General features: G+C 46.6%; 10 protein-coding genes. All 10 read left to right on the top strand.

Annotated features, from left to right (window positions below):
- Nucleotides 1-619 (top strand): NAD-dependent epimerase/dehydratase family protein (locus tag RT269_RS19785; RefSeq protein ID WP_313185182.1); only part of this gene is annotated, 619 nt, incomplete at its 5' end.
- A 44-nt stretch (nt 620-663) separates the two neighbouring features.
- A complete protein-coding gene (locus RT269_RS19780) occupies nt 664-1,851 on the top strand; it encodes a class I SAM-dependent methyltransferase (RefSeq protein ID WP_313185180.1) in 1,188 nt (395 codons plus the stop codon).
- Nucleotides 1,852-1,860: 9 nt separating this feature from the next.
- Nucleotides 1,861-2,928 (top strand): zinc-binding dehydrogenase, encoded by a 1,068-nt coding sequence (locus tag RT269_RS19775; RefSeq protein WP_313185179.1) that lies wholly within the window; start codon nt 1,861-1,863, stop codon nt 2,926-2,928.
- A gap of 4 nt (nt 2,929-2,932) precedes the next feature.
- A complete protein-coding gene (locus RT269_RS19770) occupies nt 2,933-3,940 on the top strand; it encodes a glycosyltransferase family 2 protein (RefSeq protein WP_313185177.1) in 1,008 nt (335 codons plus the stop codon).
- Nucleotides 3,937-6,129 (top strand): glycosyltransferase family 2 protein, encoded by a 2,193-nt coding sequence (locus RT269_RS19765; RefSeq protein WP_313185175.1) that lies wholly within the window; start codon nt 3,937-3,939, stop codon nt 6,127-6,129. The genes RT269_RS19770 and RT269_RS19765 overlap by 4 nt, the downstream gene beginning before the upstream one ends.
- A 1-nt stretch (nt 6,130) precedes the next feature.
- On the top strand, nt 6,131-7,120 hold the full coding sequence (locus tag RT269_RS19760) for a glycosyltransferase family 2 protein (protein ID WP_313185173.1): 990 nt from the start codon (nt 6,131-6,133) through the stop codon (nt 7,118-7,120).
- Between the two features lie 98 nt (nt 7,121-7,218).
- Nucleotides 7,219-8,637 carry an undecaprenyl-phosphate glucose phosphotransferase gene (locus RT269_RS19755; protein WP_313185171.1) on the top strand — a complete coding sequence of 473 codons (1,419 nt, stop codon included), beginning with the start codon at nt 7,219-7,221 and terminating at the stop codon, nt 8,635-8,637.
- 36 nt (nt 8,638-8,673) lie between these two features.
- On the top strand, nt 8,674-11,001 hold the full coding sequence (locus RT269_RS19750) for an LCP family protein (RefSeq protein WP_313185169.1): 2,328 nt from the start codon (nt 8,674-8,676) through the stop codon (nt 10,999-11,001).
- Between the two features lie 181 nt (nt 11,002-11,182).
- The gene (locus RT269_RS19745; protein ID WP_313185167.1) at nt 11,183-12,658 is read left to right on the top strand and encodes a S1C family serine protease; all 1,476 of its coding nucleotides are present in this window, start codon (nt 11,183-11,185) and stop codon (nt 12,656-12,658) included.
- 353 nt (nt 12,659-13,011) lie between these two features.
- Complete coding sequence (locus tag RT269_RS19740; RefSeq protein ID WP_025229989.1) at nt 13,012-13,293, top strand: DUF2325 domain-containing protein; 282 nt, start codon at nt 13,012-13,014, stop codon at nt 13,291-13,293.
- Nucleotides 13,294-13,295 lie beyond the last annotated feature (2 nt).

Below are 13,295 nucleotides of genomic sequence, written 5' to 3'. Positions count from 1 at the left end.
GAGCCAGACGCCTCGGCTGCAAACGCTTTCTTTTCAGCGGTTCCAGGCGGAATATGGAATTCATAAAGATACGATGACAGAGGGGATGCCGTGTAAGCCTGTCTCCGAATATGGCAGAGCCAAGCTGGAATTTTTAAACAGGGCAATGGAACTGACAGAGAACTGGAAAAAGACAGGCATCTCAGAAATGGAATACATCCACACCAGGATATTCAGCGTGTACGGCCCAGGAGATCATCCCTGGTCCCTTGTGGAAAGCTGCCTTAAGGCGTTTCGCAGAGGAGAGTATATTTCCCTGGGGGAATGTACGCAAATATGGAATTTTTTATATCTTGAGGACTGCATCCGGGCGCTGATACTTTTGATGGAACAGGAGAAAGAATCAGTTTCCGGAACTTATAATGTAGCGGGACCGGAGGGAGAAAACAGGCCTTTAAGAGAATACATCCGGATGATGTATGAGGTTTTAGGCTTTCACGGAAGCTACAGCTACGGAAGAAGAGCGCCTAATGCAGAAGGACTCACAAACCTTATTCCTGATATAAAAAAGCTGGAAAAAGCAACGGGCTGGCAGCCCCTTGTGAACTTTCCAGAGGGGATCCGGCGGACGATCCGCTAAATTCATTGGATTACAAAATATTGACATGGAGGAATTTTTGTGGTATGAGAGATAGGATTTGTATTGTGTGCGGCAGACCTCTTGGGGAAACGCCTTTGATGACCCTTGCGGATATGCCAGCTTCGGCTCAGGATATTCCGGTCAAGGAAGAACTGGGAGAGGAGCAGGGGATCACCCTTTCTCTCCATCAGTGCCAGGCATGCGGTCTGGTACAGTTTGATTGTGAACCTGTGGCATACTACAAGGACGTGATCCGCTCCGGCGGCTTTACCACCACCATGGTAAACTTAAGAAAGAGCCAGTACAGGCATTTTATTGATCGATATCATCTGGAAGGAAAAAAGCTGATTGAGGCAGGCTGCGGCCAGGGAGAATTTCTTGGATTGCTGTCAGAGTTTCCTGTAAAGGCTTATGGAATTGAAAACAGGGAAAGTCTTGTCCGCCTTGCAAGGGAAAAGGGGCTTACAGTCTGGAAGCAGTTTGCAGCGGAAGGGGAACTCCTTGCAGCCGATGACGGCAGTGCAGGCGGTCCCTTTGACGGATTTTTATCCTTTAATTTTCTGGAGCATCAGCCAGATCCGGTTGGAATGCTCCGCTGCATAGCTGACAACTTATCAGAGGAGGGCGTGGGCTTAATTACAGTTCCAAGCCTGGAATATATCCTGCAGTATGACGGATATTATGAGCTGATCCGGGACCACCTTGCCTATTATACCTTTGACACCCTGCGCTATGCAGTAGAAAAAGCCGGGTTTCAGGTATTAGAGGAGGAAATGATAAACCGGGATACCCTTTCTGTCATCGTGAAGAAAAGTCCGGCCGTACAGCCGGAAGATAGCAGAAAGCATATGCCGGTAGACATATCCGGTCTTAAAGAAAGCCTGGATACCATTGGAGATGAGTTGGAAGAACTGACTGACGGTCTTAAGAGCCAGGGTAAAACCTTAGGCATATGGGGCGCCAGCCATCAGGGTTTTACTCTGGCCTCTACAACGGTCATCGGCCGGTTTGCAAGATACATCATTGATTCCGCCCCCTTTAAACAGGGAAAATACGCTCCTGCCTCCCATCTTCCCATTGTCCCCCCGGATCATTATCATATGGACCCGGTAGATGCCATTTTAATCGTCGCCCCTGGCTATACCAGAGAGATAACGGGGATCATACAGGAAAGATTTGGCGGGAATGTAGAGATATTGGCGTTAAAATCCAATCATTTGGAAAGGATATAAGAAAAACCTATGAAAGCTTTTGTTTTGATCGAACCTGGCAAGGTCGGCTGGTATGACGCGCCGGAACCTGTCGTAACCCCTTATGGGGCCATCCTCCGTCCGATCGCGGTGACCCCCTGTTCCTCAGATGTTCATACGGTATATGGCGGAGGTTCCAGAAAGGCTCCCAACCTGATCCTAGGACATGAGTGTGTGGCGGAAATCCTGGAAACCGGAGAGCTGGTATGTGACTTTAAGGCAGGAGATCTTGTAGCAGTGCCTGCCATCACACCGGACTGGAGAGCCAGCGGAATCCAGGAAGGGAATTTTAAGCATGCGACCGCCCCGTTTTCCGGGCACCAGCTTGGAAGGACGGCTCCGGGAGTATTTGCGGAGAAATTTTTAATTCCTGATGCAGATACTACTTTGGCAAAAATACCAGAGGGAATTACTCTGGAGCAGGCACTCATGTGCGTGGATGTTGTTACTACAGGTTTTACAGGAGCGGAGTTTGCGGATATTAAAATAGGAGATACTGTAGTGGTCCTGGGAATCGGCCCCATTGGGCTTATGGCAGTTGAAGGAGCGCGCCATCTGGGCGCTGCGAGAATCCTGGCAGTCGGCAGCAGGCCCATTTGTGTAAAGCTTGCCAGGGAGTTCGGAGCCACAGAGGTCTTAAGCTATAAAGATGGGAACGTAACGGAACAGGTCATGGAACGGACAGGAGGTCTGGGAGCTGACGGTGTCATCATCTGCGGAGGCGGGGATGAGGTCTTTGCCCAGGCGGTGGATATGGCAAAATACGGAATCGGAACCATATCCAATGTGAATTACTATGGCGGAACCGGAAACCTTCCATTCCCCAAGTTTTCAGGCGGACGGGGCATGGCGGGAAAGACGATCCACACAGAGCTTGCAAAGGGTGGCAGAGTGAGAATAGAACGCCTTTTAAAAATGGTCCAGTATGGAAGGATCAATCCCGAAAAGCTGGTGACTCACCATCTTAATGGCTTAGAGCAGGTGGAGACCGCTCTGCAGCTTATGAAAGAAAAGCCGGAAGATTTGATTAAAGTGATGGTTCGGATAGATTGGAAGTGAACATATGAAAACAATTAGCATTGTGGTGCCCTGTTACAATGAGGAAGAAAATATAAATGCCTTGTATCAGGCGATTGACCATATATTTAATACTGATTTGCCAAGATACACCTATGAACTGATTTTTATTGATAATGATTCTAAGGACCGCACCAGGGAGATCCTCCGTAGCTTGTGCGACCAGGATAAAAGAGTAAAAGGGATTTTTAACGCCAAGAATTTCGGCCAGTTCAACTCCCCTTATTATGCCATGCTTCAGTCAACGGGTGACTGTACCATTCTCATGGCAGCGGATTTCCAGGATCCGGTGGAAATGATTCCAAAGTATGTGAAGGAATGGGAAAAAGGCTATAAGATCGTTATTGGAATCAAGAAATCCAGCAAAGAAAATAAGATCATGTACTGGCTGAGAAGCTGTTACTATAAGACGATCAAGAAGCTTTCCGATGTAGAGCAGATCGAGCACTTCACCGGCTTTGGCTTATACGATCAAAGATTTATAAAGGTTCTTAAGGAACTGGATGACCCCACGCCCTTTCTCCGTGGAATTGTGGCGGAGCTTGGTTTTCGGCGTAAGGAGATCCCATATGAGCAGCCGAAAAGACGGGCAGGAAAGACCAGCAATAATTTTTACCGTCTGTATGATGCGGCCATGTTAAGCGTTACTTCCTATACAAAGGTAGGGCTTCGCCTTGCGACCATATTCGGTAGTATCTGTTCCTTTGCCAGCATGATGGTGGCACTTGTCTATCTGGTCATGAAACTGGTTTACTGGGACCGTTTTCCGGCAGGTATGGCTCCCCTTTTGATCGGTATGTGTTTTCTTGGCTCCGTACAGATCTTTTTTATAGGACTTGTAGGAGAATATGTTCTGTCCATCAATGCCCGCGTTATGAAGCGGCCTCTTGTAATTGAAGAGGAGCGGATCAATTTTACGGAAAAAGAAGAAGACAGTCCAGAAGATGAGATACTTTTAATGTCGGCATCCTTGGAGAATGGGGAACAGAGATGAAATATAAGATAGATGTAGCGAGAATCCGTGAAAATTCAATCGTTTTAAACGGGTGGGTCATTGGAAAGAGCCTTGACTCGGAGGCGGCGTTTGAGGTTTTGGACGGGCAGGAAAAAAGCGTGGAGTTTAAGTACGTTCCCGTACGCAGAGATGATGTGTGCCAGATCTACTTTAAGAAAACAGCCGACAGGGATTTAGGGTTTGACATCCGCATTCCCTATATCCGGGAGAAAAACGAGGACAGGATCCTGGTGATCCGGTGCGACGGAAAAACTGCCAGAGTGAAGCTGAATGCCCAGATAATCGAAAGACAGAACAGCTCCGCCCATAAAAAAAGCACAAAGCTGAAAAGCATGATGAATGTGCAGACCCTTCGGTCCGCTGCAGATTTCTGGAGAGATAACGGCTTTAAGGCTTTTGTATTAAAATCCAGGCACAAGCTTTCAGGAATTGACAGTGATTATGATTATCCGGAATGGTATGCCCTTACGAAAACCACGGATGAAGAGCTGGAAGCCCAGAGAAAGACTGTTTTTGACTATAGACCTAAGATGTCTGTGGTAATACCTGCCTATAAAACACCGGAGCGTTATCTTGCGGCCATGTTGGATTCCCTGCTGGCTCAGACCTATGGGAACTGGGAAGTGTGCATTGCAGACGGAAGCCCAAAGGGAGAGGGCGTGGAGCGGGTATTAAAGCGCTATGCCATAAAGGATGAACGGATCCGCTATGTGATCCTTGGCGAGAATAAAGGAATCGCGGGAAATACCAATGCTGCCATTGAAATGGCAACAGGAGATTTTATAGTCCTTGCGGACCATGACGATACCCTTGCACCCGATGCGTTGTTTGAGTGTGTGAAAACGATTAATTCCCATCCGGAAATTGATGTGGTTTATACCGATGAAGATAAGCTGGACATTGACGGCGGAGAATTATTTGAACCGCATTTTAAACCGGATTTTAATCCGGATCTTTTAACAAGCGTCAATTATATCTGTCACCTGTTTGTGGTAAACCATGAGCTGCTGATGGAGGTAGGAGGCTTCCGGGAAGAATATGACGGGGCCCAGGATTATGATTTTATTTTCCGCTGTACGGAAAAAGCCAGAAAGATCTCTCATATCCCTAAGGCTCTTTATCACTGGCGCTGTCATCAGAATTCAACCGCAAGCAATCCGGAAAGTAAATTATATGCTTTTGAGGCAGGGGCAAGGGCCATTAACGCCCACTATGACCGGGTCGGCATAGAGGCCCTTTCCGTTGAAAAAGGCATTGATTACGGAATCTATCATACTACGTTTAAAATAACAGGAGATCCCCTGGTTTCCATTATCATTCCAAGCAAGGATCACAGTGCTGACCTGGATTTATGTATTCGTTCCGTCATAGAGAAATCCACGTATCAAAATCTGGAATTCATTGTTGTGGAAAATAACAGCACGGACCCGGAAACCTTTGCCTATTATGAAAGGATCCAGAAAGAGTTCTCTTTTGTCCATGTGGTTACGTGGGAGCGGGAATTTAACTATTCCGCCATCAATAACTTCGGCGTTGCCCATGCAAAGGGCGAGTATCTCCTGTTCTTAAATAATGATACGGAAATGGTAGGTCCGGAAAGCATCCATGAGATGTTAGGCTTCTGCCAGAGAGAGGATGTGGGCGTTGTCGGGGTCAGGCTTCTTTATTCCGATGATACCATTCAGCATGCCGGTGTCGTGGTTGGCTTTGGCGGCATTGCAGGACATACCTTTATCGGCCTTCACAAGGCGGAGAGCAGCTATTTCAATCAGGCTATGTGTGCCCGGAATTACAGCGCTGTAACAGCTGCCTGCATGATGAGCAAACGCTCCTTGTTTGAAGAAGCGGGAGGCTTTTCAGAGGACCTTGCCGTTGCCTTTAACGATATCGATTACTGCATGAAGATAAGGTCCCTAAATAAACTGGTGGTTTATGCTCCATATGCCCTGTTCTATCATTATGAGTCAAAATCAAGAGGACTTGAGGATACACCGGAAAAGGTGGCCCGCTTTCATGAGGAAATCAAGAAGTTTTCCCGGAAATGGCCGGAGATCTTAAGAGACGGGGATCCTTATTACAATCCCAATCTGACCCTGCGTAAATCCAATTTTGCCCTGCGGGACCTTCGGAAGGAAAAAATCGGGGAACCCTATCAGCTTGAGGTGTGAGATGGAAAAAAAAGTAACGGTTATTATTCCAAATTATAACGGACTAAAATTTATGGAACCTTGTTTTAAGGCCCTGGAAGCTCAGAGTGATAAGAACTTTGAGCTTCTTGTGGTGGATAACGGTTCCACGGATGGAAGTGTGGAGTGGCTGAAGGATAGAAATATTCCTTCTGTTTTTCTGGAGAAGAATACAGGCTTTTCCGGGGCTGTGAATGTGGGGATCCGTCATTCGAAAACCCCTTATGTCATTTTGTTAAACAATGACACGGAACCGGAACCTGATTATGTAAAGGAACTGGTGCTAGCCATGGACCGGTCGCCTAAGATATTTTCCGTCAGCAGTAAGATGATCCAGCTATACCATAAGGAGCTTATGGATGATGCCGGGGATATGTACAGCATATTAGGCTGGGCTTATCAAAGAGGCGTAGGACAAAGCATCAGGGGCTATCAAAAGGCTGGTCGCGTTTTTGCTGCCTGCGCGGGAGCTGCCATTTACAGGCGGGACGTGTTTAAAGAGATCGGAGGCTTTGACGAGGCCCACTTTGCCTATCTGGAAGATATTGATGTGGGATACCGGGCAAAGATCTATGGATATGAAAATGTATACTGCCCCACAGCCGTGGTTTATCATGTGGGCAGCGGAACCAGCGGTTCCAAGTATAATTCCTTTAAGGTCCGGCTGGCTGCCAGGAATAATGTTTATTTAAATTATAAGAATATGCCGGTTTTGCAGCTTCTGGTGAATCTTCTTCCCATGTTAGCCGGAACCTTTGTGAAGTATCTGTTTTTTAAGAAGATCGGTTTTGCATCCGATTATATGGAAGGGTTAAAAGAGGGGCTTAAGACAGCAAAGAATACCAGAAAGGTACCGTTCCGGATGTCCCACCTTGGCAATTATTTTCGGATTGAAGGAGAGCTGATCTTTGGTACGTTCCTCTATATATGGGAATTTTTACGAAGAAAGTTAAAAATTTTCAGGTCATATTAAGAATATTTTAATGGTATCATATTGACATATCATGTATAATATACGGGAATTATGGTGGAGAAATATGGTGCAATGCACGAATGGAAGGTTTTGCTGCTATGATTAAGGATAATCAGAAAAAATTAAATGGGTTTCATGTAGTACTGGATGGACTGGTCATTGTAATATCCTACGTATTTGCCTGGCTGCTTCTTTTACTGGGAAACCGGTTGTTCAGCCCTTATAAACAGGTTTTAAGGCCACAGTACTATTTTGCGGCGCTTCTTATCATATTGCCGACCTATCTGCTGCTTTACGGCATCTTCCATTTGTATGCCCCAAAGAGAGTTCAGGAGAGGCGGTATGAGTTCGCCAATATCTGCAATGCCAATCTCCTGGGAGTTCTGCTTTTTGTTTTGATCCTGTTCCTGGCTAAAAAGAATCCTTATTTAAGTCAGTTCTCTACCAGGATGGTATTTTATTTTTGTGCAATCAACATAACCCTGGAGACGGCTGTTCGGAATATGCTCCGTTCGATGCTTCACTCCATGCGTTCCAAGGGCTACAATCAGAAGCACATCCTTTTGATTGGTTACAGCCGTGCGGCAGAAGGCTTCATAGACAGGGTCAGGGTGAATCCCGAATGGGGCTATCAGGTCAAAGGGATCCTTGACGACAGTAAGGAATGGGGAACCGGATACAAGGGGATCAATGTCATCGGCAAGGTTCGTGACTTAGATGAGATCCTGGCGTTAAATTCCCTTGATGAAATCGCCATTACCTTAAGCATCAAAGAATATGCGAATTTGGAAGGAATTGTGGCTTCCTGTGAAAAATCAGGTGTCCATACCAAATTTATTCCGGACTATAATAACATGATACCTACAAGGCCCTTTATTGAGGACTTACAGGGCCTGCCAGTAGTCAACATCCGCCGGGTGCCCCTAACGGATACGGTAAATGCCCTGGTGAAACGGCTGGTGGACATTTTTGGCGCCTCCGTTGCTCTGATCTTATTTTCTCCTGTCATGCTCATCACAGCAGTCCTGATCAAGCTGACGGCACCGGGACCGCTTATTTACAAACAGGAGAGAGTGGGGCTTCATAACAGGTCGTTTCCTATGTATAAATTCCGTTCCATGGTGGTGCAGACCGCCACAGAGGAAAAAACAAAATGGACGACTCCTCATGATTCCCGCGTGACGCCTGTAGGACGTTTTATCAGGAAAACAAGCATTGATGAAATGCCCCAGTTTATCAATGTCCTTCGCGGAGACATGAGCCTGGTGGGGCCAAGACCGGAAAGGCCTCTCTTTGTTGAGAAGTTTAAAGAGGAGATCCCCCGCTATATGATCAAGCATCAGGTCCGTCCCGGAATCACCGGCTGGGCCCAGGTGAACGGTTACCGGGGCGACACTTCCATCACAAAGAGAATTGAACACGATTTGTATTACATCGAAAACTGGACCCTGGGATTTGATTTTAAGATTTTATTTCTTACCATATTCAAAGGGTTTATCAATAAAAATGCGTACTGATACTGGATACGACACGATTAGGATGAGGTTAAATAAATGAGAAATGAATTTGATGATGAAGCAGGCCGCGAGGATATTAGGAACAGAAAGCGCGGTTTCAACTCAAAACCAGATCCGTCTGATGATGATTACTACCTGGATGATGATTATGAAAATTATCAGGAACAGAAATACGACAGGTCTAATCAGGCAGCAGACGGTCACGATTTACCAAAAAAGGCTGATGATGCGTCTGTAAGGAGAGGCGGAGCTGGGGAAAGAACCAGAAACGCTGACCGTTCCAGGCAATCATCCGGTGACGGCAAGGCAGCCTTTCATGGACAGTCCTCATCGGTCGCAGGTCCAGGTAAAAGTCAGGGAGCAGCAGGAAGCCGTGCTGCTTCAGAAGATAGCCATAGAGCAGCGGGAAGCCGTGCTGCTTCAGGAGACAGCCAAAGAGCAGCGGGAAGCCGTGCTGCTTCAGAAGATAGCCATAGAGCAGCAGGAAGCCGTGCTGCTTCAGGAGACAGCCAAAGAGCAGCGGGAAGCCGTATCTCTGCAGGAGATGGCCAGGGAACAGCGGGAAGCCGTATTTCTTCAGGAGATGGCCAGAGAGCAGCGGTCAACCGTGCTGCCGCAAGTATTAGCCAGGGAGCAGCGGTAAGCCGGACTGCTTCAGGAAATAGCCAGAGAACAGCAGGAGGCCGGTCTGCTTTAGAAAACGGCCAGGGAACTTCCGGTAGCCGGACTTCTTCGGGAAATGGCCAGAGTTCATCAAGAGGTCAGCTTGTCATAGGAGAAGGCGGCACAAAGCAGCAGCAGAGAGTGCCGGGGCAGGATAAAAGTGTGGCAGCCAGCCGGTCCGCGGCCCAGGCAGGAAAAAAGAGAAAAATCAGACGTATCATTCTTATGACGGTTCTTGAAATCTTTACACTGGCAGGCATTTTCGCCTATGCTTATGTGGCCAGACTGATGGGATCCATCCAAAGACCAGATGATTTTAATAAAAACCAGGTACGTAATGAGATCATGTCTCCGGAACAGAAACAGCATATGACCGGCTATCGTACCATAGCAATATTTGGTCTTGACGGCCGTGATGGGAGTATCAATAAAGGAAGTAACTCTGATTTAATTATGATTTGCAATATTAACAGAGATACGGGTGAGATCAGGCTTGTATCCGTCTACCGTGATACATACATGAGTATTGGAGAAGGATATTCTTATAACAAGATAAATGCCGCCTATGCCAATGGGGGAGCTGCTCAGGCTCTGGCTGCCCTCAACCGGGACTTAGATTTAGATATCACTGAATTCGTTACCTTTAACTGGAAATCGGTAGCTGACGGAATCAATATGCTGGGCGGTGTAGACATTGAAATTACCAAGCCGGAATTTCGTTACATCAATTCCTTTATCACTGAAACTGTGAAGGAAACAGGCGTGCCTTCGGTTCATTTAAAGTCAGCAGGAATGAATCATTTAGATGGTGTGCAGGCAGTTGCCTATGCCAGACTGAGAAAAATGGATACTGACTTTCAAAGAACAGAGCGCCAGCGCCTTGTCATTGAAAAAACCTTTGAAAAAGCAAAGAAGGCTGACCTTGGACTGCTTAACAGGATCTTATTGATGGAGGTAGATCAGATAGGGTCAAACCTTACCTTTAGTGATTTTACGGAGCTGCTTTTGGATATCGGCAAATATCATATCGGAAAAACAGGTGGTTTTCCATTTACCCGCGGTGATATGACGGTAGGAAAAAGAGGAGACTGCGTAATCCCTCAGACCTTGGAATCCAATGTTTCCGAACTCCACAAACTTCTTTTTGATAAGGAAGACTATAAGCCTTCGGACATGGTTAAAAAAATAAGCGCTAAAATAGCCGCTGATACCGGCATGTATAAACAAGGGAACACCTCGAACAACAGCACGAAAGACGATGATACAAAGAAGCCCACAGAAGCGACGAAACCGGAGAAAACCACTGCTGCAGAAGAATCTTCGGCACAAGAAGGTTCAACAGAAACAACGGATGGAAGCGGAAAACCAGGAAAGCCTACGGATTCCTCAGAAAGCAGTACGGGAGAGACCAAGGAAACCAGGCCAGGGGAATCAAAGCCTTCAGAAACAACGACTGGATCAACGAAGCCAGGAGAGACAAAGCCTTTACCTTCAACCAGTGAACAGGAGACTACATCCCCTAATGGACCAGGACCAGGGAAGCCTTCGGAACCTAACGAGACAACGGCTCCGCAGACAACCTCAGCTGGACCGGGCGGATCGGGCGGACCGGGAGAAACAACTGCATCCCATCCTTCCAACCCGACGACTGGCGGGAATTCGGATGTTCCGATTGTGGTTCAGCCCCCAACCAATAATTGATTAAGTAAATAAAAGATGAATACCCCGCAGACAGGGCCTTGACGATTAAAAAGGCCGCTGATGCGGGGATTTTTTTCTTTTCACATATTCAATATAATTTTATCACAAAATGGTCACAATTCATTGATAAACTCTGATTATCAAAAGAAATAACAGGTATACATGAAAGGAGATAGATCTTATGTATGACGAAGATGAAAGCAAAGACACAGGCCGCATGAATCCTGAAGAGCATAAAGAAGAAGCTGTTACCACAAATTTTACTATGAGAGATCCGGATTTTGAAAAATCCAGTACCCAGGATCCCGAAAGCAACAGCCAGACTCAGCCCCAGACCCACAGCTCTTATGAAGCGCAGCAGAATATTCCTCATTACCAGGAATACCAATACCACAGGGCAGCAGGACAAAATGTATACCAGGAGGAAGCAATGCCTAAGAAAAAAGGCGGCTTTGCGAAGAAGGCAGCCGGCCTTGTTGGAGGAGCACTTGTTTTTGGTGTGGTTGCCGGAAGCACCATGGTTGGGATCAACTGGGCAGCCGGAGCTTATGGAAGTAAAAACCCTGTGGAGATCAGCCAGGCGGAAACCATTCCCTCTTCCACCAACGAATCAGGAGTCCAGGCGTCAAACACTTCCAGCATTACCATCGCTAATGATGTATCAGCCATCGTAGACAAAGCCATGCCATCTGTAGTTGCTATTACCAGCAAGATGGTTTATGAAAGCCAGACATGGTTCGGCCCTATGCAGAGAGAAGGGGTTGGCAGCGGCTCCGGTATCGTTGTGGGCAAGAACGACGATGAACTTTTAATCGTAACGAATAACCATGTAGTACAGGGAGCGGAGGAATTAAAGGTAACATTTATAGACGAGATAGCCGTAGATGCTTCCATTAAGGGTACGGATGCAGACAGCGACTTAGCAGTGATCGCAGTTCCGTTAAAAAATATTTCTTCTGACACATTATCAAAGATTGCGATTGCCTCTCTTGGAAATTCCGATAACCTAAAGGTAGGTCAGGGAGTTGTCGCCATCGGCAATGCTCTTGGTTATGGACAGTCCGTTACCGTTGGTTATGTCAGCGCTCTTGACCGTTCCGTACAGACCGAGGATGGCACAAGCCGTGACCTGCTTCAGACCGATGCGGCCATTAATCCCGGCAACAGCGGCGGCGCTCTGTTAAATATGCGGGGCGAGGTGGTCGGTATCAATTCAGCCAAGTATTCTTCTACTGAAGTAGAGGGTATGGGCTATGCGATCCCCATTTCCAAAGCTCAGAATATCATTGATACCCTGATGACAAGAAAGACCAGAACCCAGGTTACCGATGCAAACCAGGGATATTTAGGAATCCAGTGCAAGAATATTGATGCAGTCACAAGCCAGCAGCTTGGTATGCCTCAGGGCGTGTTCATCTATAAGATCGTAGAAGGCGGAGCTGCTTCCAAGTCTGATCTGCGGGAAAAAGATATTATTACCAAGTTTGACGGCCAGGGAATTAAGACTTACGATGACCTGCCAAACATGCTTAAATATTACGAAGGAGGAACCACCGTGACTCTTACTGTCCAGTCTCTTGAAAACGGACAGTATGTGGAAAGGAATGTAGATATTACCCTTGGCAACAGACCGGCAGAGGTTCCGCAGCAGGGTTAAGAGAATAAAGTCTCTCCAGGTTCATTGATTGGGCCCGGGGAGATTTTTTGTATTTAAAATGGGCCGGCTCAATGGATGTTAAAACTGCCTTAGGAAAAAAACGGCTATTTTTACAAAAATGCTTGACAAATGCAGGTGTTTCCAGTATTGTAATATGTAAAGTTAGTTATCACTAACCTACATAAAAACCAGCTGACTTTCTTCTTGCCGGATATCTAAAGAGAGGAAGGCTGTTTGCCCTTGCAAGCGGGGGATATGGTGTTTGATTTCTTTTACTAATTTACAGCGCCTTAGGGCGCATATCATTTCATACATAGTTAGCATAGACTAACCAAAGGATTGGAGGTAATTGCATGAGCGTAGTTATCGTTGGGGGAAATGAGTGCATGGTACGCCAATATAAAGAACTATGCAAGGAATACAGCTGCTGTGCAAAGGTCTTTACAGAGTTAAAGGGCGGGATGAAAAATAAAATCGGCAAGCCTGATTTGCTGGTGCTTTTTACCAGCACCATGTCCCATAAAATGGTTCGATGTGCATTAAGTGAGACAAAGGGACTGGATACCATAATCGCCCGTTCCCATTCCAGCTCCATGTCGGCGCTGAAAAATATTCTGGTAGAACACGTCGGATAGGA

The sequence above is a fragment of the Lacrimispora sp. genome (genome assembly GCF_032078915.1).
Lineage (GTDB): Bacteria > Bacillota > Clostridia > Lachnospirales > Lachnospiraceae > Lacrimispora.
Note: the sequence above shows the minus strand (reverse complement) of the source record. Positions and strands in the feature narration are given on the sequence as shown.

Coding starts and splice junctions, on each gene's coding strand:
- RT269_RS19780 (WP_313185180.1), top strand. CDS start 664: ATGAGAGATAGGATTTGTATTGTGTGCGGCAGACCTCTTGGGGAAACG.
- RT269_RS19775 (WP_313185179.1), top strand. CDS start 1,861: ATGAAAGCTTTTGTTTTGATCGAACCTGGCAAGGTCGGCTGGTATGAC.
- RT269_RS19770 (WP_313185177.1), top strand. CDS start 2,933: ATGAAAACAATTAGCATTGTGGTGCCCTGTTACAATGAGGAAGAAAAT.
- RT269_RS19765 (WP_313185175.1), top strand. CDS start 3,937: ATGAAATATAAGATAGATGTAGCGAGAATCCGTGAAAATTCAATCGTT.
- RT269_RS19760 (WP_313185173.1), top strand. CDS start 6,131: ATGGAAAAAAAAGTAACGGTTATTATTCCAAATTATAACGGACTAAAA.
- RT269_RS19755 (WP_313185171.1), top strand. CDS start 7,219: ATGATTAAGGATAATCAGAAAAAATTAAATGGGTTTCATGTAGTACTG.
- RT269_RS19750 (WP_313185169.1), top strand. CDS start 8,674: ATGAGAAATGAATTTGATGATGAAGCAGGCCGCGAGGATATTAGGAAC.
- RT269_RS19745 (WP_313185167.1), top strand. CDS start 11,183: ATGTATGACGAAGATGAAAGCAAAGACACAGGCCGCATGAATCCTGAA.
- RT269_RS19740 (WP_025229989.1), top strand. CDS start 13,012: ATGAGCGTAGTTATCGTTGGGGGAAATGAGTGCATGGTACGCCAATAT.